Source organism: Marinobacter sp. LQ44 (assembly GCF_001447155.2).
In the GTDB taxonomy this organism is placed as follows: domain Bacteria; phylum Pseudomonadota; class Gammaproteobacteria; order Pseudomonadales; family Oleiphilaceae; genus Marinobacter.
In genome coordinates this window covers 649,024-669,834 of sequence record NZ_CP014754.1, presented here as the reverse complement: position 1 = coordinate 669,834, position 20,811 = coordinate 649,024, and the positions used below count along the sequence as shown (strand labels likewise).

The following is a 20,811-nucleotide window of genomic DNA, read 5'->3' as shown; positions in this document are numbered from 1 at the left end:
CAGCTTACCCTTGCGAGCGGGGCCATGGCCCCTGAACTATGCGGGATGAGCCCTGGGTGGTGATGTCTGCCCGGTGCCCTAACGCCAGGGAACAACGCTGGCCAGGCCAACTGCCACGGCGCTTGATGATGTTTACTTTGAGGTCCTGGTGATCCCCTGGCACCAGTTCCAGGCGCAAAGCCGCCGGTGAGTTGTGATCCGCCTGCCGGCGGCTACGGAACAGCACGCACACATTGCCTCCGGCTTCTGATGCCAGCTGTAGCCGGCGGATATCCCGGCTGGCAAGCTTGCCAGGCCAGGCGAGCACCAGCCCGGTTACCGATGAGCGCAGGCAGTTCTCAAGTGTCCACAGGAAATCACCCTGATCGTCTGTGTTGATCACCACCAGATGGTCCAGATTCACGCCTTCCCGGGCCAGGGCAGGGGCATAGGGCGTGTGTGGCGGGTTCAGCCAGAAAATGGTCTTGCCCTGCTCAGACAAGCGCTGCATTAATGGCAAAACAAGGTGCAACTCACCAATGCCGAGGGCATCCAGCAGGCATTCGCTCAACGCGCCCCGGGGCCAACCCAGGCCACCCAGTTGATTGTCCAGAACCTGGTAACCTGTCGGTTCTGCTGGCTGCGTAGTTTTTCTGTGCTTGTGGCCCTGCCATACGCGGGCATCCTGCAGAAGACTGCTGAGAAGGTCACTCATGGGGAAATCTCTGAATACTGTTTATATATACAGTATTATTGTGAAGGCGGAATTTCAACTACCCACTTGATAAAACCGCTCACGCCACCCACGCTGGACACAGTAACCAGGAGAGGAGAAACAGCCATGACAAAATTGAGCCAACACGCCTGTGAAGCCTGTCGTTCAGGCGCACCGAAAGTGACCGGCCAGGAGAAGCAGGAACTGCTGAGCGTGATCCCAGGCTGGGAAGATGTGATGGTAGACGGCGAGGAACAGCTACGCCGGGTTTTCACCTTCAAGAACTTTGTGGAAGCGCAAGCCTTCACCAACAAAGTGGCGGACCTGGCCGAAGCCGAAAACCATCACCCCGCGATTCTGCTGGAGTGGGGCAAAGCCACCGTGCGCTGGTGGACTCACAAAATCGGCGGTTTGCACAAAAATGATTTCATTATGGCCGCCAGAACAGACGAGCTTTATTAAAAGGCCTCGTCCACCGGGCTGCGCACACCAAAGCCGCCTTTACGGACAACATGGGTGTAGATTTCGGTGGTACGGACATCGGAATGGCCGAGTAGCTTCTGGATAGTGCGTAAATCGTAGCCTGCTTCCAGAAGCCGCGTAGCAAAACTGTGCCTGAAGGTGTGGCTCCCGGCGGGCTTGTGAATGCCCGCAGCGCGAATGGCAATCTTGAAGTGCTTCTGTACCGTTCGGTCCAGCATGTGGTGGCGCCGCCGTATTCCAGCACGCGGATCAATAGAAAGATCCGGTGCCGGAAATACATACTGCCAGTCTGGTTCCTGACTGGCACTGGGGTATTTTCTGGCCAGACCAGCCGGCATATACACCGAGCCACAGCCACGGGCGATATCTACCTTGTGCTGCAGCAGGGCTGAGTGGATCTGCTTCTGGAGAGGCTCAATCAGCCGGTCTGGAAGCAGTGTGATCCTGTCTTTACCGCCTTTGCCTTCGCGGATAATTAACTGCTGCATCCCGAAATCGATATCTTTGATCCGTAGCCGAAGCGCTTCACTTATCCGTAAACCAGAACCGTAAAGTAGCATGGCGATCAGTTTATACTCGCCCTCCAGGTTGGCAATGACCCGCCGGGCCTCATCCGGACTGAAGACAACGGGCAGCTTCTTGGGTTTTCTGGCTGCCTCATACTGAAGCTCTTCCAAGGGTGTGCCCAGAAACTCCCGGTACAGGAAAATCAGGGCATTCAGTGCGACTCGCTGGGTAGCCACGCTGACATTTGCCTGCAGTACCAGATGTGACAAAAATGCCTCTACCTCCTCAGTGCCCATCGTTCCCGGGTGTTTTCGGCCATGGAACCGGATAAAGCGTTTAATCCAGAAAACGTAGGTTATCTCGGTTTTATAGGCCAGACCCCGTAGCCGGATAAAGTTCCTGAGCTTGTCCAGAAAGCGAGTAGATTGCGGTGAAATAGGGATGCGGATATCCATATCCTGAACTCTCTCTTTGCATGTATGGATATACAGTATATTGGTGTAGGGATTTGTCAATCCCTGATTGGAGCCGTAGTTATACGAACGCGTTCGCAAAACTCCGGAAAAATGGATAGGAAATGTTTGTAACCTTCTGATATGGTTAGAAACTAGGATTTTCAGGGGTGGAGTTATACGCCCCTATGCAGGGGCTGGGGTGGCCGGAAGAGGGCGTATAACTCCGGCGGTAGCCGTGGTGAAATGCTTTTATCCTTCTGTTTTTGTTCGGAAAAGAATGAAACTTGGGGCGCGTTCTGGGTGGAGTTATACGAGCGCGGGATATACGAACGTGTTCGTATAATTAGCTGTTATGCATCTTTAAGTTAAGGGAGTAACTAATCGAATGAACGTGATTATCGTTGCCGCGTCTGGCGCAGTTTTGGTTGGCTTGTATAAAGCAGTGATGAAACCCAATCCGCCCCAAAGTCCCGCTGCTTGCGGGGCTGGCTTTTTCGTTTCAACGGCGGGGGTTGCCTCCGTGCTTTATTTGCTGTCCCTCATTCCATCATCCTTGGTTTATCAATTCGCGAGTGTATTGGCGTTGCCCCTTCTGGCGCTTATTGCTGGATACACTGCGGCGAGAACTACAGAAGATACTTCGTCAATGAACGCTAAAATCGTCGCGGGTGTCGGATTTGCGTATTCCAGACCAAGGTTGCCACTGATTCCAGACGAAGCCTGCCACCCATTCCACGCGAAAGCTGCCACTGATTCCACGGCAAAGCTGCCACCCCGGCAGGCTGCCTGATTTCCCCATCAAAACGTCCGGCGCGGGATAACTAACGGTACTCTGCTCCTTTTCATCCGGAGAGGGCCAGATGCCAGCGAAGAGGTTATCCATGCGTAAAATCAAAGAAGTCCTTCGCCTCAAGTGGGAGCGAGGGCTGAGCAATCGTCAGGTTGCGGCGGCCTGCGGCGTCAGCCGCCCGACCGTGAGCGAATACCTGCGCCGCACAGCTGAGGCCGGTTTGAGCTGGCCGTTGCCAGCGGACTTGGACGAGGCCCAACTGGAGCAACGGCTGTTCCCGCCACCACCGGATCTGCCGGCACAGGCCCGAGGCATTCCGGACTGGCAGCGGATCCACGATGAGCTCCGGGGCAAGAACGTCACACTGTTCCTGCTCTGGCAGGAATATCGGCAAGCCAACCCCGATGGCTATCAGTACAGCTGGTTCTGCGAGCACTACCGGGCCTGGCGGGGCAAGCTGGATCTGGTGATGCGCCAGGACCATCGGGCCGGTGAGAAGCTGTTCGTGGACTATGCGGGCCAGACCGTGCCCATTATTGATCGCACCACTGGAGAAATCCACGAGGCGCAAGTCTTTGTGGCCGTTATGGGCGCGTCCAACTACACCTATGCCGAAGCCACCTGGAGCCAGTCGCTGCCAGACTGGATTGGCTCCCATATCCGGGCCTTCGAGTTCCTGGGCGGCGTGCCGGAACTGGTGGTTCCGGATTATGTGCCGGGACACATAATCCGGATTATGTTCCCTATCCCATTATGTTCCGTTCACTTTGGAAGACCTTGAATCCATAGGGAGGATCCCGTGTAAAAGGACACATAACGACAGATGCCGTTTGGGCGCATGATTTCCTTTCCTACATCCAGAAAGGAGATTGTCATGTTAGAACATTACTTCGTTAAGCCCGATACCATCGATGCGATCCGCGCTTCCTGGATCGCGGAACCGATTGAGCAGTACGTTGCGTGGTTAGCCGGGCACGGATACAGGCCCAGGGTAATCTTGCGGCGAGTCCCACTCCTGAGGCAGTTTGGCGAGTTTGCTCGCGATCATGGTGCCACGCAGTGGAGCGAGCTTCCGACTCATGTCGAGCCTTATGTAAAGCACTGGGTAAAGGTTCACGCCAAGAACGCATACCAGGCAAAGCGATGGGTGGCTAATGATGCTCGTACACCGATCGAGCAATTGCTGTCCCTGATGTTGCCCGATTTCCGCGGAACAGGTCGGAGACGGACCAGTCAAGATCCCTTCCTGGTTCAGGCACCGGGGTTCTTTGTTTATCTGCGTGAAGAACGGGGCCTGCGCGAGCTGTCTCTCCGGCACTATGGCCATTATCTGCATAACCTGGAAGCCTACCTGGCGCGAATCAACCTGCTGCATTTGTCCGAGCTCACTCCAGCCATACTCAGTGCATTTGTGGTGGAGAGCGGTCGCCGATTGAGCCCGCATTCTATGACGGGGCTGTGCAGCTCCTTGCGAGTCTTCCTGCGCTACCTGTACCGCGAGCAGCTGATCAATCGCGATCTCGGCGCTACCGTAGAGTCCCCGCGTCGGTATCAGCTGGCCGATCTCCCGCGTTCGATCTCCTGGGACGACGTCCGGCGCATGCTAGATGTTGTTGATCGGCGCAGTGCTCTGGGCAAGCGCGACTATGCCATTCTACTTTTGCTCGTCACGTATGGACTGCGCGGCCATGAGGTGGCCGGATTGACACTGGAGAATATTGACTGGAAGAGAGAACGCCTGTTGGTGCCGCAGCGCAAGGCGGGACACACCACTGCGTACCCTCTCTCTTCAGTGGTAGGCGAAGCTATTCTCGACTACTTAAAAAATGCACGCCCACACGTCGAGGAGCGAAGGCTGTTTTTCCGGGTTCTGGCGCCCGTCCGACCTGTGACGGCGGTTACTGTGTCCAGCCGCGCGACGCACTACCTGCGCAAAGCGGGTATTAATGTCCGTCGCCCAGGTTCGCACACCTTGCGCCACACTTGCGTACAGCGATTGGTCGATGCCGAGTTCAACTTCAAGGTCATCGGCGATTACGTTGGTCATGCATCGCCAAGTTCCACCCGCATCTATACCAAGGTGGACGTGGAAACCCTGCGCATGGTGGCGCTGGGCCACGAGGAGGTGCTGCCATGACCGCCTCCTTCCACAGCGTACTGGGCAAGGATTTTTCGGCTTACTTGAGTTACAAGCGCGCGCTGGGCCGAAAATTTGATACTGAAGAGCTCGCCTTGCAATTATTCGATCGCTTTTTGGTCGAGGAACGGGTGAGTGATGCGGCGTTAGTGCAACCGGCGTTGATTGAGGCCTTTCTCGCTTCGCGGCCACGCACTCGCCCACGCAGCTATAACCACCTCTTGGGGGTGCTCCGCTGCTTTTTTGCCTGGCAGGTGGCCCAGGAGCGGCTAGCGCATTCTCCGGTTCGTGCTCACCCTCAGCCGGTGACTTCCCAGCTTAAACCCTTCCTGTTCGAACCGGCTCAGGTGGAAGACATCCTGACGTTGGCGTCACAGCTTCCGGACAATTCCCGGGCACCCTGTCGTGGCATGGTCTACCGAACAATCTTCTCGCTGATGTACGGTTTGGGCCTGCGTGTCGGCGAGATTGTGCATCTTCGGTATCGCGACGTCGATTGCCAGCGCAGCCTTCTGGTGATCGACAAGAGCAAGTTTGGCAAGACGCGTTTGGTCCCCTTTGGCCCGCGCATGGCGCAACAGATCGCTGTCTATCTACAGTTTGGCGTTGATCGGTATGGGCCATGGCAGCCGGATGATCCGGTATTTTCTTTCAGCTTTTTCCCAGAGCGCAAGCCAATGCGTATTGAGACGGTCAGTCAGACATTTCACCACTTGATACTGAAGATGGATCCGTACGTGCCACCTGGCGTACGCCAACCTCATCTGCACTGCCTGCGCCATTCCTTCGCGGTCGCAACTCTGCTCCGCTGGTATCGCACCGGCGTGGATCCCAATCAACGGCTCTTTCATCTATCAACCTTCATGGGCCATGCCGACCCGGCATCGACTGCCTGGTATCTGACCATCACCGAAGCACTGCTCCGGGAGGCGAGCCAACGGTTCGAGCGATTCGCCGATCCCCGCAGAGAGGAGGAGCTATCATGACGGATCAATTGGGGCGTCTCGTCTTTGCCTTCGTAGAGGATCACCTTAAATGCCAACGGGGGCTGCGCCCGGCCAGTATCCGAAGTTATAAGGAGAGCCTGCGCCTGTTCTTGCAATTCGCTGCAAAGGATAAGCATTGCCGGATCACCCGCTTGGAACTGGCTGATCTCACTGGCGAGCGAGTGCGCCATTTTTTGCAACACCTTGAACAGGAACGTGGTAATGGGGTTAGAACCCGAAACCAGCGCCTGGCGGCGCTGCATACCTTCTTCGAGTATCTTGCCGGCCGTGAGCCCTGCGTGCTCGGGGAAGCACAGCAAATTGCTTCCATTCCCGTCAAACGCTGGCAACCGGGCGAGACTCTGTATCTCGAACGCGACGAGATTAATGCTCTGTTCGCTGCCTTGCCCACCGACCACCCTCAGGCTCTGCGCGACCAAGCCTTGCTTCGCTTCCTTTATAACACCGGAGCACGCGTACAGGAGGTAGCGGATCTGCGCGCAACGCACCTGGAACTCGGTTCTGAGCCCCGAGTACGGCTGCATGGTAAAGGTGACAAATGGCGTACCTGTCCTTTGTGGACGCGAACGGCGGGTCTGATGCAGGACTTACTGGAGCAAAATCGGCAACGACGCCACTCCAATGACGCTGTCTTCCTAGCCCGCAACAGTGCGCCGCTGACCAGATTTGGTATCTACAAGATCGTGCGGCGTCATACCGTCAAGGTGGTGAAGAAAAGCGCAGATGGCACAGTGCGGCACATCTCACCCCATGTCTTACGCCACACGACGGCCGTGCATTTGCTTGAAGCAGGTGTCGAGGTCAACGTCATCCGCGCCTGGCTTGGACACGTCAGTTTGGAGACCACCAACCGATACGCCGAGATCACCCTCCGAATGAAAGTGGACGCGCTCCGCACCTGTGAGCCTATTTGGGATTCTCCGGCGGAGTCCCACCGAAAGCCAGTATGGCGATCCAATTCCGAGCTGCTGCAATGGCTGGAATCCCTGTGATCGTTATGTGCCCCAGTGCAAGGGGGCCTCCCTATGGTTTCAAGGTCTTCCAAAGTGAACGAAACATAATGGGATAGGGAACATAATCCGGACAACCTCCGCTCCGGCGTTACCAAGGCTCACCGCTACGAGCCGGATCTAAATCCAACCTATCAGGACATGGCCGCCCATTATGGCGTGGCCGTTGTCCCCACACGGGCCCGTAAGCCCCGCGACAAGGCCAAGGTGGAAGGTGGAGTACTGATCGTCGAACGCTGGATCCTGGCGGCGTTGCGCCATCGTCAGCACTTCTCACTGGGGCAACTCAACGCCACCATCCGCGAGCTGCTGGAGCGACTCAACAGCCGGCCCTTCCGCAAGTTGCCCGGCTGTCGGCGCGACCACTTCGAGCAGTTGGATAAACCCGTTCTACAGCCATTGCCCGCAGAGCCGTATGTTTACGCGGAGTGGAAGAAGGCCCGGGTGCACATCGACTACCATGTGGCCATCGACGGACATTACTACTCGGTGCCCTACACCCTGATCAAGAAAGAGGTAGAAGTCCGGATTACCCACAACACCATCGAATGCTTTTACCGGGGCAACCGGATCGCCAGTCACCGGCGCTCCGACCAGAAGGGACGACACACCACCATCGCCGCTCACATGCCTGAGTCTCATCGCCACGCTGGTGACTGGTCACCAGAACGTCTGATCGCCTGGGCGGCCAAGACCGGCCCGGCTACCGAGAAGCTCATCCGCACGGCCCTCGGAGCCCGCAAGCACCCGCAACAGGCCTATCGCTCCTGTCTGGGCATACTACGGCTGGGGCAGAGCTACGGTGAGTCGCGGCTGGAAGCCGCCTGCCAGCGTGCCCTGATGCTGGGCAGTTGCCGTTACAAGAGCATCGAATCCATCCTCAAACACCGTCTGGATCAGCAGCCTCTGGAAGAACAACAGGAACTGGCCTTGCCCGACACACACGACAACATCCGCGGCCCTGCCTACTACCACTGAAGGAATCTGACATGCTAAAACATCCCACACTGGATAAGCTCCACGCCCTCAAGCTGACCGGCATGGCCGCCGCCCTGGCGGATCAGTCAGCCACCCCCGACATCACCGATCTGAGCTTCGAGGAGCGCCTCGGGCTACTCGTGGACCGGGAAATGACCGAGCGAGATAACCGGCGCATGACCAGCCGGTTGCGCCGTGCCAGGCTGCGGCACAATGCCATCCTCGAAGACATCGATTACCGGAACTCACGGGGCCTGGATAAAGGGCTGGTGCAGTCACTGGCCGGCTGCCAATGGGTAAAAGAGCACCTGAACGTGCTCATCACCGGTCCCACCGGGGTTGGCAAAACCTGGTTGGCCTGTGCCTTGGCACACAGGGCCTGCCGGGAAGGCTACACCGCACAGTATGTGCGCCTGACCCGGCTGCTACGGGAGCTGACCATTGCCAAGGGCGATGGCCAGTACGCCAAACTCCTGACCAACCTGGCCAAAGTCGACGTCCTGATCCTGGATGACTGGGGACTGATGAAGCTGAGCGCCGAAAATCGGCGAGACTTGCTGGAGGTACTGGAAGACCGGCATGGCAGGCGCTCCACCATCGCCACGAGCCAATTACCCATCGAGGAATGGCATGGTGTAATCGGTGACGCCACTCTGGCCGACGCCATCCTGGACCGGCTCGTTCATAACGCCTACAAGATCAATCTCCGAGGCGAATCCATGCGAAAACGGCAAGCAAAGTTGACGGACACTGAGATTTCGGAGTAAGAAGAGAAACCCCGCGTCGCTACGCTCCGATGGGTGGCAGCCTTGCTCCGGTCCGGGTGGCAGGCTTCACGTGGAATGGGTGGCAACCTTCAGCGGTTTACGCAGGATTCATTCCCTACGTCATCATTTGCATGCTTTTCTTATCGGGTCTTCCGGGCTGGGTCCTCATCTTTGCAGTATTATCCTTTGTGCCCAGTGTGTTAATCGGACTGAAGGTATATCAAAAACGGAGTCCCAGGTTTGAGAGTGCATAACAAGGCGCTTGAGTTTGTTCCGGCCTGCGGCCTCCACCGGACGCCCTTTTCAGGGCGCCGCTCAGCTTCGCGTTAAATTGCAGGAATAGCATGCGAGTAGGGAGCTTCATTTTCGTTGTGATTGGGCTTTTAGGAGCTCTGTTCAGCTTCCTGGAATTGTCAGGAGCCTCCCTTCCTTATCAGGATGCAACGCCAGAAATGTTGGAGCAGCAATCCGCTAACATTCAGTTTTGGGGAGCTTCACTGCTGGCGAACCTTTTTCTTCTCATTGTTGGCGGGTGGGGTTTGTGGTGTACACGCCGCAGGAAATAAACACATGTTCGTAGTCGGCTTGGAGCCGCAAATTAACAAAGCCATTAAGTCTTTTCCGGGCCGATGGCCCTCCACGGGACGCCCTTGTCAGGGCGTTGATAGCTGGCGTTAAATCAGTAGTGATACCGGAGCTGGGCGATAAGCAAAGCGTCATCCGTGACTTTGTAAACTATTCGGTGTTCTTCGTTGATCCGGCGAGACCAGTACCCGGCGAGGCTGTGTTTGAGGGGCTCTGGTTTGCCAACACCTTCGAACGGTTCTCGTTTGGTCTCATTGATCAGCTTGTTGATTCGGTTAAGAATCTTTTTGTCGGTTTTCTGCCAGTACAGATAGTCTTCCCAGGCGTTCTCGGAGAAGATGAGTTTCATTCAAGAAGTTCCTTTTCTTGACCACCGCCTTGCTCCAGCTCGGCAACGGATTCCAGCAAACGCCGTGCGTTTTTTGGTGAGCGCAGAAGGTATGCAGTCTCTTGCAGCGCCTCGTAGTCCTCTAGGGAGATCATTACCACGGACTGCGACTTGCTCCGGGTGATGATCACAGGGGAATGGTCTTCACAGACCTGCTCCATGGTTTTTGCTAGATTGGTTCTAGCGGCTGTGTAGCTAATGGCATCCATAAGGTTACTCCTGTACAGGATGTTGACCATGGTCAGGATACCGTACGCCAAAAGATTTAACAATCGGCTGCACAGCGACCGATTTTCAGCCGCTTCGCGGCTCCAAACCGGCGCGTGAGCCGGGCGTTAAAGGTCATATGAGATCAGAGGATTTTGAAAAGATCCGCCAACCTATGAAGGTGTTGGTTGAGCTAACACAAACGAATAGTGGCGGTCGCGTTAATCCGGTGGTTCCTGGCGAGAATTGGCGCCCCGACATGTATCTGTCTCAAAGTGACCGCCAGTTTTGGGGGCAAATCGATTTTGAGACTTTGGCTTACCCGGGTAGCACGCAAGATGGATGGTTAAATGCTAGCTATCCGAGAGACTTATCTGACCAGTTTGTGTCAGGTACAAAAATAAGACTCATGAGTGGGGCGCAAATTGTTGGTATCGCCACAATCCAGTAGCCCGCTTCAGACCTTTAACCAGTGGGTGAAGCTGACCGGTACTACGCTGCGCTCCGTACCGGCAGCTTACCCAGGGCGTTAATGGCCCAGGCCGTCTTCATTTTTGGCGGGCTCAGTGCAAAGGCCTTGGCACCAGGTTTGGCTGCAAAGCCGCTTATGGTGGTGATGGCCAAGGCCGGAAAAGTGGCTGTCGGGGTTGGTTGCCAAAGTCACCCGCAGCATGGTTATTCATGGCGTGCCCCAGTCGCGGGGCCGTCCAGTTCAAACAGTAATCGGGTTGGTGCGGTTTGCGTTCTGGTTCCTTTCGCCATCCGTCTGGTTGGTGCAAGCTGTTCGGGAGAGGGCATTCAGCGTTGGGTGCCAAGGGAGACCTTGGTGGTGACCGGCCACTAACCAGGCGGTCAACCGGACGCCAAAAGCTTACAGCTTTTGGTTCCCTCCGCTGCGCTTCGGCGCCGGTTACCTTCGCGTTAAGTAGCCAAAAGGAGTCAGAAATGAGTGATATTCGTCCAGACGCGGAAACCCAGAGCATCACTATCAAGTGTCTGAATTGTGGCGGCAAATTCCCCTCCCCAATATTCATGACACCGTATGCATCATTCAGTACCGCAACGTTGACCGGCAATCAGGCGCAGTGTCCGCACTGCGGCAAGATGACTGGCTGCAATAAGGAAAACTTTGTTGCCCGGTTCGAAGATGGCGGTTTTGTAGGCAATGATGCAATCTGACAGTTGCCGACCTTGGGCTTTGTCGCTTGGCGTACTTAACCAGTCGCTGTAGTACGCGGCCGATGGCCGCCGGACGCCCTTTACATTGCGGCTTCGCCTCCATTGCAAGGGCGCCGCTAAGCTCAGCTACATGGACTCCCCCTGCGGTCAAGCAACGCCATTTGATTCCGAAGCGGTTTGAGACTGCAGCTCTACATTCGGCCTCTATGTGGGCGCTTCAGCCCGGGCCAGGATGATGATGCGTGTGAGTGATGACCTCATTCGTTAGTCGGCTTTTATCAGCCGCAAAGCTTAACAGGTTCAATCACTCTCGGTCTGACCGTTCCGTCATCGCTTGCCGTTGCAAGACTCGGCTGGCAGGCGCGTTCTGCCTGTCGTTGTTGCCTGGTTATCAGCCCTCCACAGGCTGGGTTTTGAATTCGGTTTGGTTCATCAGTAACGCCCAGATAATCCGGGCATTCTTGGCAGCCAACGCCACAGCGGCTCTCTTATATCCGCGGCGTTCCACCAACTCTTTAGCCCACCCGCTGAGTCGATCGTTCTTGTCGGCGAGCTTGGCGATCACCGCCCGGGTGCCATGAATTAATAGCGTTCGCAGGTATTTGTCCCCTCGCTTGGTAATCCTGCCCAGTCGGGGCTTGCCCCCGGTCGAGTACTGCCTGGGAACGAGCCCTAGCCAGGCGGCAAAGTGTCGTCCGCTTTTGAACTGTCTGGGATCGGGCGCACTGGCCAGTATGGCGGTGGCGGTTTGTGGCCCGATGCCTGGAATGGCCATCAGCCGCTTGGCCTGTTCGTCGCGCCGGGCCATGGCTTCGATTTCCCGGTCATAGGCCAGGATCTCTTCATCGAGCTGGAGAATGCGCTGGTTGATGTTGTTAAGTAAACGCCGTGCCAGCATGGGCAAACCGTTTTCGGCATCCTCCAGGATTTCCGGAATCCGATGGCGAGCATGATAGCGCCCTTGGGGAATGATCGGTCCAAACTCGGCCAGCAGCCCACGAATCTGATTGATCTGTGCGGTGCGTTCTTTGGTCAGCCCACGGCGGATGCGGTGCAGGCACAGCACGGCTTGTTGATCTTCGGTCTTGATCGGGACAAAGCGCATGTTGGGCCGGCTGACGGCTTCGCAGATGGCCTCGGCATCATTGTCGTCGTTCTTGTTGCTCTTGCGATACGGAGCGACAAAGCGGGGTGCAATGATCCGGGCATCGTGGCCGAGTTTGGTTAACTCCCGAGCCCAGTAATGGGCACCGGAACAGGCCTCCATGCCGATCAGGCACGGTGGCAGTTGTGCGAAGAACGCCAGCAGTTTAGGGCGATTGAGCCGTTTGCGAACCACGACCTTGCCGTGTTGATTGGTGCCATGAATACTGAACACAGTTTTCGCCAGATCGATGCCAATGGTTGTAACATTCATGGTGACTCCTCCTGCTTTTGATTGAAGATGTCAGACACCTTCAATGTGGCACATAGATGCCGTGGGAGCAGGGGGAGTCCATATCATTCGTTATGTTGTGAATTCAATCAGAGGTTTCCCATGAATGACCTTGAAGACATTTTCAAGAAGATGACGACCAAGGCAAAAGGTACTTGGCTCATTGGTTTCGGGGTGATTCTATGTACCGCTGGTTATCTGTTGACTGATAGGTGGGCAGCGGATTTGAGTCTGCTTTGGAATATAAAGCATTCATATATCACCATATATAAGGATCCCAACAGCCTGTTCGGTGGTACACGTTTGCCCTTTTCGGCAATTTTCTTTGTATCTTCTGTTTCAGTGGTTGTCGGAGCCATCCTGATATTCTTGGATAGCGATAAGAAATAGGTATTCGTTTCCAGCATATCCTTGGCTGGCTTTTCAGCTAACGTAAACATAACAAGGCGCATCAATACGCGGCCGGTGGCCGCCGGACGCCCTTTTCATTGCGGCTGCGCCTCCATTACAAGGGCGCCGTTGTGCGCTGGCGTTAACTGGTAAAAGTAAGGAGATAGACATGGACGTAATCGAGTTAGAGGTTTTCTCTGATTTTGGCCAAATACAAGTATTTGATGGTGATTTTGATCCTTGTGAGAGCGATGCCGAGTTAGACTGGGATGATGACGCTATCTCAAAATTTGGATGTTACTGTCCGCAGGTAGTTGCGCTCGGGGTTATCGAAAATGATGATCATAAAATACCCGTATCGATTCACGACACTGCTCCCGAAGCCGAAATAGAAAAATGGGATCATATTGTTGAGTTCCCATTTGAATGTCTATCAGGTTCGGTCGACATAGCAGAAGAGAGTATAGCGTTACCGAAAGGCAAGTATGCCTTACGCTGGAGCGTAAAGAAGGTCGGGGAAAGTGGTGAGTATCGGATCGAGTTTATTAAGTCAGACTTAGCGGATATAAACGTAATTAAGCAGCAGTCCAATATATTCAGTTAACAAGTGCAGGCACGGCGACGCCCACTACATTGCGCCTTCGGCTTCATTTCGTGGGCGCGCATGCTGCAAGCGTTATGCAAAAGCGTTCGTCTTGACGTACGTACCTATAGGCGTACACTTGATGGAAGTTTGAACACGCAAGAGGTGCGTCATGACCGGAATCACAGCAACTGAGGCGCGCAGCAACCTTTATCGGTTGATTGATGAAACTGCCGAGTCCCACCAGCCAATCGTCATTATGGGTAAGCGGAACAAAGCCGTTCTGGTATCCGAGGAAGACTGGTCTGCAATTCAGGAAACACTTTACCTGCTCTCCGTGCCTGGTATGCGAGAGTCCATTCGTGAGGGGATGGATACCCCCGTGGATGAATGCGATGAGGAGCTGGACTGGTGACATGGAAGTTGGTTTACACCAAGCAAGCCCAGAAAGATGCAAAGAAGTTGGCCTCCAGTGGCCTCAAACCGAAAGCCCAGGAACTGTTAGCGCTGATAGCGGAAGATCCATACTGCAAGCCGCCGCCGTTTGAGAAGCTTATTGGTGATCTTGCGGGGGCCTATTCTCGCCGCATCAATATTCAGCATCGTCTGGTCTACCAAGTGCTCGAGAACGAGCGAGTGGTGAAAGTCCTCAGGCTCTGGAGTCACTACGAATAATGCATAACCAGCCGCTGTTATCGGACAATTCTTCCACCGCTTCGCGGCTCCAAAATTGCCGCAAAGCTTCGCTACATGGACTCCCCCTGCGGTCAAGCAACGCCATTTGATTCCGAAGCGGTTTGAGACTGCAGCTCTACATTCGGCCTCTATGTGGGCGCTTCAGCCCGGGCCAGGATGATGATGCGTGTGAGTGATGACCTCATTCGTTAGTCGGCTTTTATCAGCCGCAAAGCTTAACAGGTTCAATCACTCTCGGTCTGACCGTTCCGTCATCGCTTGCCGTTGCAAGACTCGGCTGGCAGGCGCGTTCTGCCTGTCGTTGTTGCCTGGTTATCAGCCCTCCACAGGCTGGGTTTTGAATTCGGTTTGGTTCATCAGTAACGCCCAGATAATCCGGGCATTCTTGGCAGCCAACGCCACAGCGGCTCTCTTATATCCGCGGCGTTCCACCAACTCTTTAGCCCACCCGCTGAGTCGATCGTTCTTGTCGGCGAGCTTGGCGATCACCGCCCGGGTGCCATGAATTAATAGCGTTCGCAGGTATTTGTCCCCTCGCTTGGTAATCCTGCCCAGTCGGGGCTTGCCCCCGGTCGAGTACTGCCTGGGAACGAGCCCTAGCCAGGCGGCAAAGTGTCGTCCGCTTTTGAACTGTCTGGGATCGGGCGCACTGGCCAGTATGGCGGTGGCGGTTTGTGGCCCGATGCCTGGAATGGCCATCAGCCGCTTGGCCTGTTCGTCGCGCCGGGCCATGGCTTCGATTTCCCGGTCATAGGCCAGGATCTCTTCATCGAGCTGGAGAATGCGCTGGTTGATGTTGTTAAGTAAACGCCGTGCCAGCATGGGCAAACCGTTTTCGGCATCCTCCAGGATTTCCGGAATCCGATGGCGAGCATGATAGCGCCCTTGGGGAATGATCGGTCCAAACTCGGCCAGCAGCCCACGAATCTGATTGATCTGTGCGGTGCGTTCTTTGGTCAGCCCACGGCGGATGCGGTGCAGGCACAGCACGGCTTGTTGATCTTCGGTCTTGATCGGGACAAAGCGCATGTTGGGCCGGCTGACGGCTTCGCAGATGGCCTCGGCATCATTGTCGTCGTTCTTGTTGCTCTTGCGATACGGAGCGACAAAGCGGGGTGCAATGATCCGGGCATCGTGGCCGAGTTTGGTTAACTCCCGAGCCCAGTAATGGGCACCGGAACAGGCCTCCATGCCGATCAGGCACGGTGGCAGTTGTGCGAAGAACGCCAGCAGTTTAGGGCGATTGAGCCGTTTGCGAACCACGACCTTGCCGTGTTGATTGGTGCCATGAATACTGAACACAGTTTTCGCCAGATCGATGCCAATGGTTGTAACATTCATGGTGACTCCTCCTGCTTTTGATTGAAGATGTCAGACACCTTCAATGTGGCACATAGATGCCGTGGGAGCAGGGGGAGTCCATATCATTCGTTAACAGGCTGTACTGAGACCTCTCGGCTTCAATGCCTTCGTAAGGCTGCTAAATTCACTCGAGACAAGCCAATGTTCGTGGAGTTAAGCAATGGGCAAAAATGAGCAACAGAAACGACCAGGTCAACAAAAGGCAGTAGCTTGGCTCATTGGAGGAATGGGGTCGGGCATTGGTGTCGGTGCAGCGATTGGATTCACTGTTTGGGATCCACTTGAGGGATTGGCTCTCGGGCTTGCTCTTGGCTCCGGGATGGGAGGAGTGCCAGCGGCGCTATATTACTTCGGGGATCTCGAATAACTCTGAGTCGTCGATTCCGGCCTTTTAACAAGGTGGTCAACGGGACGCCAACTACGCTGCGCTCCGTTGCCGCCCATTACCACTGGCGTTAAATTGCAGGAATAGCATGCGAGTAGGGAGCTTCATTTTCGTTGTGATTGGGCTTTTAGGGGCTCTTTTCAGCTTCCTGGAATTGTCAGGAGCCTCCCTTCCTTATCAGGATGCAACGCCAGAAATGTTGGAGCAGCAATCCGCTAACATTCAGTTTTGGGGAGCTTCACTGCTGGCGAACCTTTTTCTTCTCATTGTTGGCGGGTGGGGTTTGTGGCGTACACGCCGCAGGAAATAAACACATGTTCGTAGTCGGCTTGGAGCCGCAAATTAACAAAGCCATTAAGTCTTTTCCGGGCCGATGGCCCTCCACGGGACGCCCTTGTCAGGGCGTTGATGGCTGGCGTTAAGTCAGTAGTGATACCGGAGCTGGGCGATAAGCAAAGCGTCATCCGTGACTTTGTAAACTATTCGGTGTTCTTCGTTGATCCGGCGGGACCAGTACCCGGCGAGGCTGTGTTTGAGGGGCTCTGGTTTGCCAACACCTTCGAACGGTTCTCGTTTGGTCTCTTTGATCAGTTTGTTGATTCGGTTAAGAATCTTTTTGTCGGTTTTCTGCCAGTACAGATAGTCTTCCCAGGCGTTCTCGGAGAAGATGAGTTTCATTCAAGAAGTTCCTTTTCTTGACCACCGCCTTGCTCCAGCTCGGCAACGGATTCCAGCAAACGCCGTGCGTTTTTTGGTGAGCGCAGAAGGTATGCAGTCTCTTGCAGCGCCTCGTAGTCCTCTAGGGAGATCATTACCACGGACTGCGACTTGCTCCGGGTGATGATCACAGGGGAATGGTCTTCACAGACCTGCTCCATGGTTTTTGCTAGATTGGTTCTAGCGGCTGTGTAGCTAATGGCATCCATAAGGTTGCTCCTGTACAGGATGTTGACCATGGTCAGGATACTGTACGCCAAAGGATTTAACAATCGGCTGCACAGCGACCGATTTTCCGCCGCTTCGCGGCTCCAAAATTGCCGCAAAGCTTCGCGTTAGCACCTCAGGTCCGACGGCTGTCGTTCACATCGTCCGCAAGCCAAGCCTTGATCAGTGATTGATAGGGCATGTCCCGCTTGTTGGCTTCGATTTTGATCCGATCAAGCAAGGTTTCCGGCAACCGGAGTGAGATCGTCTTGGTTGAGGGTTTCAGCTTCGGGAACGATGCCGGCTTGGCCTGACTCCAATCTAGGTAATCTGTGGAATCGTGGGTTTCCCAGAACTCTCGCTCTTCTGCTTCAGTTTTAAATTCAGGCATCTTTTTTAGCTTGCTCATAAACAGCCCTCTCTTTGCGGTGCATGTCGCGAGCGGAAATCACCCGAATCAGCGTACCGTTCTGCCTTAGTGTGAACGTAATGTGGAGCAGTCTCTCATCATCCGTTGAACCAAGGGCATGAAAACGGGCCTCAGTCTGGCTGTGCTTGGAGTCAACCAGCACCAGAAGTGGTTCGTTAAAGAAAATTTCTTCCGCTTCGGACTGGTTTGCGCCATGTTTCTCCGCGTTCTTGCGGGAGTTGCCTTCGTCCCAGTCAAAGCCAGTAACTTGTGCCCAGTTGATCATAAAAGTATATTATCAGCATATACACGGGCGTCAACAAGTGCTAACCAATGCAGGCACGGCGACGCCCTTTACATTGCGCCTCCGGCTCCATTTCAAGGGCGCGCATGCTGCAGGCGCTAGCGGTGATTGCCTCACCTGCAAAGTGACACTATAGTGTCACTATCAATTTGGATCAGGGTGAGCCCATGAAAGTTGAGCTTGTTACGAACCTCAAGCGCCAAGCCACAAAGATTCTGGCAGATCTGCACTTGACTAAAGAGCCGGTACTGATCACGGAGCATGGCCAGCCATCCGCATACCTTGTCGATGTGCAGGATTACGAGTTTATGCAGCGCCGACTTGAGCTGCTTGAGGGGCTCTCACGAGGAGAGCGTGCTGTACTTGAAGGAAGAACGTACAGCCAAAGTGAGGCCAGGGAGAAAATGAGTAAATGGCTGAAGTAGTCTGGACGGAGCCGGCCCTTCAGGAACTGGATGCTATCGCTGAGTACATTGCCCTGGATAATCCTGCCGCCGCAAGTCATTTGGTCCAGGAAGTTTTTGAAAAAATCGACCGCTTGGAAGATTTTCCCCAATCCGGGCGGATTCCTCCAGAGCTCCCTAATTCGGTATACAGGGAAGTGGTTGCTCCACCGTGTCGCATTTTTTATCGTGAGGATGAGAAGCGGGTTCTTGTCCTCTATGTCATGCGAGAGGAGCGGCAGCTTCGTGCATACATGCTTGGGAACAGCTAACCAGGCGCGTCACTCGCATGCCCTTGTCTCCGCTTCGCTACGTCAAGGTCACCGGTGCGCTTCGCGTTAAATGCCGGTGGTAGCCAGGTCCAAAGCTCCAACAATCTGGTCTCTGAAATGTGAGAGAGAGCCAATAGGGCTCTTCCGATATTTTTCAGGCACGGAGGAAATTTGCGGAGTTAACAGCAACAGCTCTTGATCGGCAAAGCTTATTTCGGGAGTGAGCCCTTGCATGGCTTCACCATTGAAGGCAGAACGTTTGCCCAAAGGGATAACAGTGCGAGTTGTCAAATCGCTCAGAAGGCTTCTTTGAACGTCCACAAGGTAAGGATAGTGAGCCTTGCTGATTTTGCTCGGGTTGGGGTACACATCGAACTGTGCCATCAAAACTCCCTGAATTCGTCGCCGAAGCATCCATGTTGTTCGACGAAATCGTTGTAGCTTTTTCTCGCAGCACGATTCTTTTCAACCCATTGAGCGGCTTCGCGTTTCGAAAGCTCTTCTTTCAGAGCTCGTTCCAGAGTGGCAGACAAGTTAATGTTCAGTTCCCGGGTCTTACGCAGAAGATCGCTATTGATTGAGAGGTTCGCTGCCTTTTGGGGGCGGCTAAGTTATAGAGTTCGGCCATGAGGGCCTCCCAGAAGATTTAGAATACAAGCCTTGATCTTATGCGCATGCAAGTATTTAACCAATGGCTGTTGTCGGACGTGCCTGCGCTGGCCTCCGGCACGCTGCAAAGCCAAGCGTTAAATGTCCAAAGGGAAGTATGAACTGCGGATGGACGAGGACGGGTTAGAAACCTTGTGTCTTGCCGGTGAGCAAGGAAATGATGCTCGGGCTCTGCTCGAACCTGGCTCAAAGCTTGTCTGAACCTGCGAAGCACACTCCCATTTTGACGCAATGACAAAGTATTAAGAGTATATGGGCTGGGGCGAATACCATTCCGGGCCTTTGGCCCTCCACCGGACGCACCCATTTTCTACCAAGTTCTCAACAGGAAGCTAAAAATTATGTTGGACCTGCTGTTCGTCGGTATCGGAGTTTTGCTTTTAACGGGTGGTGGCGAGGCGCTTATCAGAGGGTCTCTGGCAGCAGCAAATCGGCTAGGTATTTCACCGCTTCTCAGCGGCTTGCTAATCGTCGGTTTCGGTACATCTGCGCCAGAGCTGGTGGTCTCAATTGAGGCAGCTCTCAGTGAACGGCCCGACATCGCAGTCGGTAATGTTGTGGGCAGCAACATCGGTAACATCCTTCTGATTCTAGGCTTGTGCGCATTGATCACACCTCTTGCTGTCAAGCCGCTGGTCTTGCGGCGGGATGGTGTCACGGTTGTAGCTGCCAGTATTTTGTTTCTTGTGCTTGTCGGTGGGGATGCTCTGGTGAGGACTGACGCTGCCATATTCCTATTGGCACTGGCCGCTTATCTGATCTGGGCCTATTGGACCGAGCGCTCTGGAGAAGCGCCGTCTGCAGGGCTACACATAGCTGAAGGGGAAGAAGTCACGTCTCTGCCTAAAACAACTCTATGGATAGTAATGGCGGTGGTATTGGGTTTGGCCCTTTTGGTCGCCGGATCACAAGTAATGTTGAACGGAGCCGTGGGAATAGCCGAGTCGTTTGGTGTCTCAGAAGCTGTGATAGGTTTGACCCTTGTGGCGGTTGGCACGTCTTTGCCCGAGCTTTCGATATCGGTAATCGCGGCATTCCGCCGACATGCGGATGTTGCTATTGGCAATATTCTTGGCAGTAATATCTTCAATCTTCTGGGAATACTCGGCATTTCGGCGTTGCTACAACCGCTTCCAGTCCATGAGCGAATCCTGCAGTTTGATCAATGGGTCATGTTGGGAACATCGTTAATTCTGTTGTTCTTTTTGTACACGGGCAATCGGCTTAGCAGGCTCGAAGGAGGGTTGCTCCTGTTGGGTTACGGTGTATATGTAGGTCTGAGTTTCACCAAATGGCAATGAATATGCAGTCTGGTCAGAGCCAAATGCATAACCGTCGCAGGCACGGGGGCATCGTTTTTAATGCGGCCTGGCATGTTCCCAGGACCCATTTCTTTTATGGCTCCGAAGTGCCAATGGGATACAGGCGTCATGAAAGATTCAAAGAAATTTTGGGATAACTGTGTAGAGAAATACATAAAAAGCCCTGTCAAAGATGAAGCTACATATCAGCAAAAGTTGGCCATTACTCAAGCGTTCCTGAAATCGGACTGGAAGGTACTCGAGTTTGGATGTGGCAGTGGCGCTACCGCTATCCGAGAGTCAGCTGACTTCCAAGCTACTGAAATCAGGTTTTACTATTGAGCGAGAGTGGCAGACCAGTCATGAATCGATATTCTTGGTCGCGAGAAAAACATAGATGCCAACGAATGGCAGCGCGGTGACGGCTTTCCGCCGCGCGCTATGCACAGAA

27 protein-coding genes and 2 pseudogenes are annotated in these 20,811 nt (G+C 54.5%); 17 read left to right on the top strand and 12 right to left on the bottom strand.

Annotated features, from left to right (window positions below):
- Positions 1–4: 4 nt before the first annotated feature.
- On the bottom strand, positions 5–694 hold the full coding sequence (imuA, locus tag ASQ50_RS03190; protein WP_058090293.1) for a translesion DNA synthesis-associated protein ImuA: 690 nt from the start codon (positions 692–694) through the stop codon (positions 5–7).
- Positions 695–820: 126 nt separating this feature from the next.
- Between imuA and ASQ50_RS03185 the strand changes: the two genes are divergently transcribed.
- Positions 821–1,156: a 4a-hydroxytetrahydrobiopterin dehydratase gene (locus ASQ50_RS03185; RefSeq protein WP_058090292.1), complete on the top strand. Its 336-nt coding sequence runs from the start codon at positions 821–823 to the stop codon at positions 1,154–1,156.
- On the opposite strand, the gene ASQ50_RS03180 is transcribed toward ASQ50_RS03185, so the two are convergent.
- Entirely contained in the window at positions 1,153–2,139 is a 987-nt protein-coding gene (locus ASQ50_RS03180) for an integron integrase (protein WP_058090291.1), read from the bottom strand. The two genes, ASQ50_RS03185 and ASQ50_RS03180, sit on opposite strands and share 4 nt — an antisense overlap.
- Positions 2,140–2,524: 385 nt before the next feature.
- On the opposite strand from ASQ50_RS03180, the gene ASQ50_RS20935 reads away from it, so the two are divergent.
- The 7 genes and pseudogenes from ASQ50_RS20935 to istB all read left to right on the top strand — a co-directional run bounded on the left by ASQ50_RS20935 (position 2,525) and on the right by istB (position 8,828).
- Positions 2,525–2,929: a hypothetical protein gene (locus ASQ50_RS20935; RefSeq protein WP_068351353.1), complete on the top strand. Its 405-nt coding sequence runs from the start codon at positions 2,525–2,527 to the stop codon at positions 2,927–2,929.
- Between the two features lie 70 nt (positions 2,930–2,999).
- Positions 3,000–3,638, top strand: a pseudogene (gene istA, locus ASQ50_RS03170) (IS21 family transposase); the annotation flags it as partial.
- A gap of 165 nt (positions 3,639–3,803) precedes the next feature.
- The gene (locus ASQ50_RS03165; protein ID WP_068351350.1) at positions 3,804–5,066 is read left to right on the top strand and encodes a site-specific integrase; all 1,263 of its coding nucleotides are present in this window, start codon (positions 3,804–3,806) and stop codon (positions 5,064–5,066) included.
- Positions 5,063–6,052, top strand: coding sequence for a tyrosine-type recombinase/integrase (locus ASQ50_RS03160; RefSeq protein WP_058092802.1), 990 nt, complete (start codon positions 5,063–5,065; stop codon positions 6,050–6,052). The genes ASQ50_RS03165 and ASQ50_RS03160 overlap by 4 nt, the downstream gene beginning before the upstream one ends.
- Positions 6,049–7,065 (top strand): tyrosine-type recombinase/integrase, encoded by a 1,017-nt coding sequence (locus ASQ50_RS03155; RefSeq protein WP_058092803.1) that lies wholly within the window; start codon positions 6,049–6,051, stop codon positions 7,063–7,065. Before ASQ50_RS03160 ends, ASQ50_RS03155 begins: the two co-directional genes overlap by 4 nt.
- An 87-nt stretch (positions 7,066–7,152) precedes the next feature.
- A pseudogene (locus tag ASQ50_RS03150) lies at positions 7,153–8,061 on the top strand (Mu transposase domain-containing protein); the annotation flags it as partial.
- Positions 8,062–8,072: 11 nt separating this feature from the next.
- The gene (istB, locus tag ASQ50_RS03145; protein ID WP_058092926.1) at positions 8,073–8,828 is read left to right on the top strand and encodes an IS21-like element ISSpu5 family helper ATPase IstB; all 756 of its coding nucleotides are present in this window, start codon (positions 8,073–8,075) and stop codon (positions 8,826–8,828) included.
- A gap of 679 nt (positions 8,829–9,507) precedes the next feature.
- On the opposite strand, the gene ASQ50_RS03135 is transcribed toward istB, so the two are convergent.
- A complete protein-coding gene (locus tag ASQ50_RS03135; RefSeq protein ID WP_058092925.1) occupies positions 9,508–9,762 on the bottom strand; it encodes a Txe/YoeB family addiction module toxin in 255 nt (84 codons plus the stop codon).
- The gene (locus tag ASQ50_RS03130) at positions 9,759–10,010 is read right to left on the bottom strand and encodes a type II toxin-antitoxin system Phd/YefM family antitoxin (RefSeq protein ID WP_058092924.1); all 252 of its coding nucleotides are present in this window, start codon (positions 10,008–10,010) and stop codon (positions 9,759–9,761) included. The genes ASQ50_RS03135 and ASQ50_RS03130 overlap by 4 nt, the downstream gene beginning before the upstream one ends.
- Before the next feature lie 943 nt (positions 10,011–10,953).
- On the opposite strand from ASQ50_RS03130, the gene ASQ50_RS03115 reads away from it, so the two are divergent.
- A complete protein-coding gene (locus ASQ50_RS03115) occupies positions 10,954–11,187 on the top strand; it encodes a hypothetical protein (RefSeq protein WP_058092921.1) in 234 nt (77 codons plus the stop codon).
- 391 nt (positions 11,188–11,578) lie between these two features.
- Here the strand turns inward: ASQ50_RS03115 and ASQ50_RS03110 are convergent, their stop codons facing one another.
- On the bottom strand, positions 11,579–12,604 hold the full coding sequence (locus ASQ50_RS03110; RefSeq protein WP_068351341.1) for an IS110 family transposase: 1,026 nt from the start codon (positions 12,602–12,604) through the stop codon (positions 11,579–11,581).
- Positions 12,605–12,724: 120 nt separating this feature from the next.
- Between ASQ50_RS03110 and ASQ50_RS03105 the strand changes: the two genes are divergently transcribed.
- From ASQ50_RS03105 to ASQ50_RS03090, 4 genes are all read left to right on the top strand, one after another.
- A complete protein-coding gene (locus ASQ50_RS03105) occupies positions 12,725–13,012 on the top strand; it encodes a hypothetical protein (protein WP_058092930.1) in 288 nt (95 codons plus the stop codon).
- Positions 13,013–13,181: 169 nt separating this feature from the next.
- A complete protein-coding gene (locus ASQ50_RS03100) occupies positions 13,182–13,616 on the top strand; it encodes a competence protein ComJ (RefSeq protein WP_058092929.1) in 435 nt (144 codons plus the stop codon).
- A gap of 151 nt (positions 13,617–13,767) precedes the next feature.
- Positions 13,768–14,010: a type II toxin-antitoxin system Phd/YefM family antitoxin gene (locus ASQ50_RS03095; RefSeq protein WP_058092928.1), complete on the top strand. Its 243-nt coding sequence runs from the start codon at positions 13,768–13,770 to the stop codon at positions 14,008–14,010.
- Positions 14,007–14,270, top strand: coding sequence for a Txe/YoeB family addiction module toxin (locus ASQ50_RS03090; protein ID WP_058092927.1), 264 nt, complete (start codon positions 14,007–14,009; stop codon positions 14,268–14,270). The genes ASQ50_RS03095 and ASQ50_RS03090 overlap by 4 nt, the downstream gene beginning before the upstream one ends.
- A gap of 336 nt (positions 14,271–14,606) precedes the next feature.
- On the opposite strand, the gene ASQ50_RS03085 is transcribed toward ASQ50_RS03090, so the two are convergent.
- From ASQ50_RS03085 to ASQ50_RS03055, 5 genes are all read right to left on the bottom strand, one after another.
- Positions 14,607–15,632 (bottom strand): IS110 family transposase, encoded by a 1,026-nt coding sequence (locus tag ASQ50_RS03085; RefSeq protein ID WP_068351341.1) that lies wholly within the window; start codon positions 15,630–15,632, stop codon positions 14,607–14,609.
- Positions 15,633–16,461: 829 nt separating this feature from the next.
- A complete protein-coding gene (locus ASQ50_RS03070) occupies positions 16,462–16,716 on the bottom strand; it encodes a Txe/YoeB family addiction module toxin (RefSeq protein WP_008938367.1) in 255 nt (84 codons plus the stop codon).
- On the bottom strand, positions 16,713–16,964 hold the full coding sequence (locus ASQ50_RS03065) for a type II toxin-antitoxin system Phd/YefM family antitoxin (RefSeq protein ID WP_058092924.1): 252 nt from the start codon (positions 16,962–16,964) through the stop codon (positions 16,713–16,715). The genes ASQ50_RS03070 and ASQ50_RS03065 overlap by 4 nt, the downstream gene beginning before the upstream one ends.
- Positions 16,965–17,098: 134 nt before the next feature.
- Positions 17,099–17,353, bottom strand: coding sequence for a BrnA antitoxin family protein (locus ASQ50_RS03060; protein WP_227513253.1), 255 nt, complete (start codon positions 17,351–17,353; stop codon positions 17,099–17,101).
- The gene (locus ASQ50_RS03055) at positions 17,346–17,657 is read right to left on the bottom strand and encodes a BrnT family toxin (RefSeq protein WP_058090518.1); all 312 of its coding nucleotides are present in this window, start codon (positions 17,655–17,657) and stop codon (positions 17,346–17,348) included. The genes ASQ50_RS03060 and ASQ50_RS03055 overlap by 8 nt, the downstream gene beginning before the upstream one ends.
- A gap of 185 nt (positions 17,658–17,842) precedes the next feature.
- Between ASQ50_RS03055 and ASQ50_RS03050 the strand changes: the two genes are divergently transcribed.
- Complete coding sequence (locus tag ASQ50_RS03050) at positions 17,843–18,100, top strand: type II toxin-antitoxin system Phd/YefM family antitoxin (RefSeq protein ID WP_058090519.1); 258 nt, start codon at positions 17,843–17,845, stop codon at positions 18,098–18,100.
- Positions 18,088–18,390, top strand: coding sequence for a type II toxin-antitoxin system RelE/ParE family toxin (locus tag ASQ50_RS03045; protein WP_058090520.1), 303 nt, complete (start codon positions 18,088–18,090; stop codon positions 18,388–18,390). The genes ASQ50_RS03050 and ASQ50_RS03045 overlap by 13 nt, the downstream gene beginning before the upstream one ends.
- Positions 18,391–18,456: 66 nt before the next feature.
- Here the strand turns inward: ASQ50_RS03045 and ASQ50_RS03040 are convergent, their stop codons facing one another.
- Both ASQ50_RS03040 and ASQ50_RS20360 read right to left on the bottom strand, forming a co-directional pair.
- Positions 18,457–18,774, bottom strand: coding sequence for a CcdB family protein (locus tag ASQ50_RS03040; protein ID WP_058090521.1), 318 nt, complete (start codon positions 18,772–18,774; stop codon positions 18,457–18,459).
- Positions 18,774–18,929 carry a type II toxin-antitoxin system CcdA family antitoxin gene (locus ASQ50_RS20360; protein ID WP_264754041.1) on the bottom strand — a complete coding sequence of 52 codons (156 nt, stop codon included), beginning with the start codon at positions 18,927–18,929 and terminating at the stop codon, positions 18,774–18,776. Before ASQ50_RS20360 ends, ASQ50_RS03040 begins: the two co-directional genes overlap by 1 nt.
- Positions 18,930–19,400: 471 nt before the next feature.
- Here ASQ50_RS20360 and ASQ50_RS03035 point away from each other — a divergent pair, with 471 nt between their 5' ends.
- Both ASQ50_RS03035 and ASQ50_RS03030 read left to right on the top strand, forming a co-directional pair.
- The gene (locus ASQ50_RS03035; RefSeq protein ID WP_058090522.1) at positions 19,401–20,360 is read left to right on the top strand and encodes a calcium/sodium antiporter; all 960 of its coding nucleotides are present in this window, start codon (positions 19,401–19,403) and stop codon (positions 20,358–20,360) included.
- A gap of 129 nt (positions 20,361–20,489) precedes the next feature.
- Positions 20,490–20,702 carry a hypothetical protein gene (locus ASQ50_RS03030; protein WP_156509971.1) on the top strand — a complete coding sequence of 71 codons (213 nt, stop codon included), beginning with the start codon at positions 20,490–20,492 and terminating at the stop codon, positions 20,700–20,702.
- The last annotated feature ends 109 nt before the right edge of the window (positions 20,703–20,811 follow it).

Excerpts from the sequence above, each read along its gene's own strand:
- ASQ50_RS03100 (WP_058092929.1), top strand. The coding sequence starts at position 13,182 with ATGGACGTAATCGAGTTAGAGGTTTTCTCTGATTTTGGCCAAATACAA.
- ASQ50_RS03165 (WP_068351350.1), top strand. The coding sequence starts at position 3,804 with ATGTTAGAACATTACTTCGTTAAGCCCGATACCATCGATGCGATCCGC.
- ASQ50_RS03110 (WP_068351341.1), bottom strand. The coding sequence starts at position 12,604 with ATGAATGTTACAACCATTGGCATCGATCTGGCGAAAACTGTGTTCAGT.
- ASQ50_RS03035 (WP_058090522.1), top strand. The coding sequence starts at position 19,401 with ATGTTGGACCTGCTGTTCGTCGGTATCGGAGTTTTGCTTTTAACGGGT.
- ASQ50_RS03070 (WP_008938367.1), bottom strand. The coding sequence starts at position 16,716 with ATGAAACTCATCTTCTCCGAGAACGCCTGGGAAGACTATCTGTACTGG.
- ASQ50_RS03155 (WP_058092803.1), top strand. The coding sequence starts at position 6,049 with ATGACGGATCAATTGGGGCGTCTCGTCTTTGCCTTCGTAGAGGATCAC.
- ASQ50_RS03030 (WP_156509971.1), top strand. The coding sequence starts at position 20,490 with ATGAAAGATTCAAAGAAATTTTGGGATAACTGTGTAGAGAAATACATA.
- ASQ50_RS03130 (WP_058092924.1), bottom strand. The coding sequence starts at position 10,010 with ATGGATGCCATTAGCTACACAGCCGCTAGAACCAATCTAGCAAAAACC.
- ASQ50_RS03040 (WP_058090521.1), bottom strand. The coding sequence starts at position 18,774 with ATGGCACAGTTCGATGTGTACCCCAACCCGAGCAAAATCAGCAAGGCT.
- ASQ50_RS03045 (WP_058090520.1), top strand. The coding sequence starts at position 18,088 with ATGGCTGAAGTAGTCTGGACGGAGCCGGCCCTTCAGGAACTGGATGCT.
- ASQ50_RS03180 (WP_058090291.1), bottom strand. The coding sequence starts at position 2,139 with ATGGATATCCGCATCCCTATTTCACCGCAATCTACTCGCTTTCTGGAC.
- ASQ50_RS03115 (WP_058092921.1), top strand. The coding sequence starts at position 10,954 with ATGAGTGATATTCGTCCAGACGCGGAAACCCAGAGCATCACTATCAAG.
- ASQ50_RS20935 (WP_068351353.1), top strand. The coding sequence starts at position 2,525 with ATGAACGTGATTATCGTTGCCGCGTCTGGCGCAGTTTTGGTTGGCTTG.
- ASQ50_RS03095 (WP_058092928.1), top strand. The coding sequence starts at position 13,768 with ATGACCGGAATCACAGCAACTGAGGCGCGCAGCAACCTTTATCGGTTG.
- ASQ50_RS03185 (WP_058090292.1), top strand. The coding sequence starts at position 821 with ATGACAAAATTGAGCCAACACGCCTGTGAAGCCTGTCGTTCAGGCGCA.
- ASQ50_RS03160 (WP_058092802.1), top strand. The coding sequence starts at position 5,063 with ATGACCGCCTCCTTCCACAGCGTACTGGGCAAGGATTTTTCGGCTTAC.
- ASQ50_RS03085 (WP_068351341.1), bottom strand. The coding sequence starts at position 15,632 with ATGAATGTTACAACCATTGGCATCGATCTGGCGAAAACTGTGTTCAGT.
- istB (WP_058092926.1), top strand. The coding sequence starts at position 8,073 with ATGCTAAAACATCCCACACTGGATAAGCTCCACGCCCTCAAGCTGACC.
- ASQ50_RS03060 (WP_227513253.1), bottom strand. The coding sequence starts at position 17,353 with ATGCCTGAATTTAAAACTGAAGCAGAAGAGCGAGAGTTCTGGGAAACC.
- imuA (WP_058090293.1), bottom strand. The coding sequence starts at position 694 with ATGAGTGACCTTCTCAGCAGTCTTCTGCAGGATGCCCGCGTATGGCAG.
- ASQ50_RS03065 (WP_058092924.1), bottom strand. The coding sequence starts at position 16,964 with ATGGATGCCATTAGCTACACAGCCGCTAGAACCAATCTAGCAAAAACC.
- ASQ50_RS03135 (WP_058092925.1), bottom strand. The coding sequence starts at position 9,762 with ATGAAACTCATCTTCTCCGAGAACGCCTGGGAAGACTATCTGTACTGG.
- ASQ50_RS03055 (WP_058090518.1), bottom strand. The coding sequence starts at position 17,657 with ATGATCAACTGGGCACAAGTTACTGGCTTTGACTGGGACGAAGGCAAC.
- ASQ50_RS03105 (WP_058092930.1), top strand. The coding sequence starts at position 12,725 with ATGAATGACCTTGAAGACATTTTCAAGAAGATGACGACCAAGGCAAAA.
- ASQ50_RS03050 (WP_058090519.1), top strand. The coding sequence starts at position 17,843 with ATGAAAGTTGAGCTTGTTACGAACCTCAAGCGCCAAGCCACAAAGATT.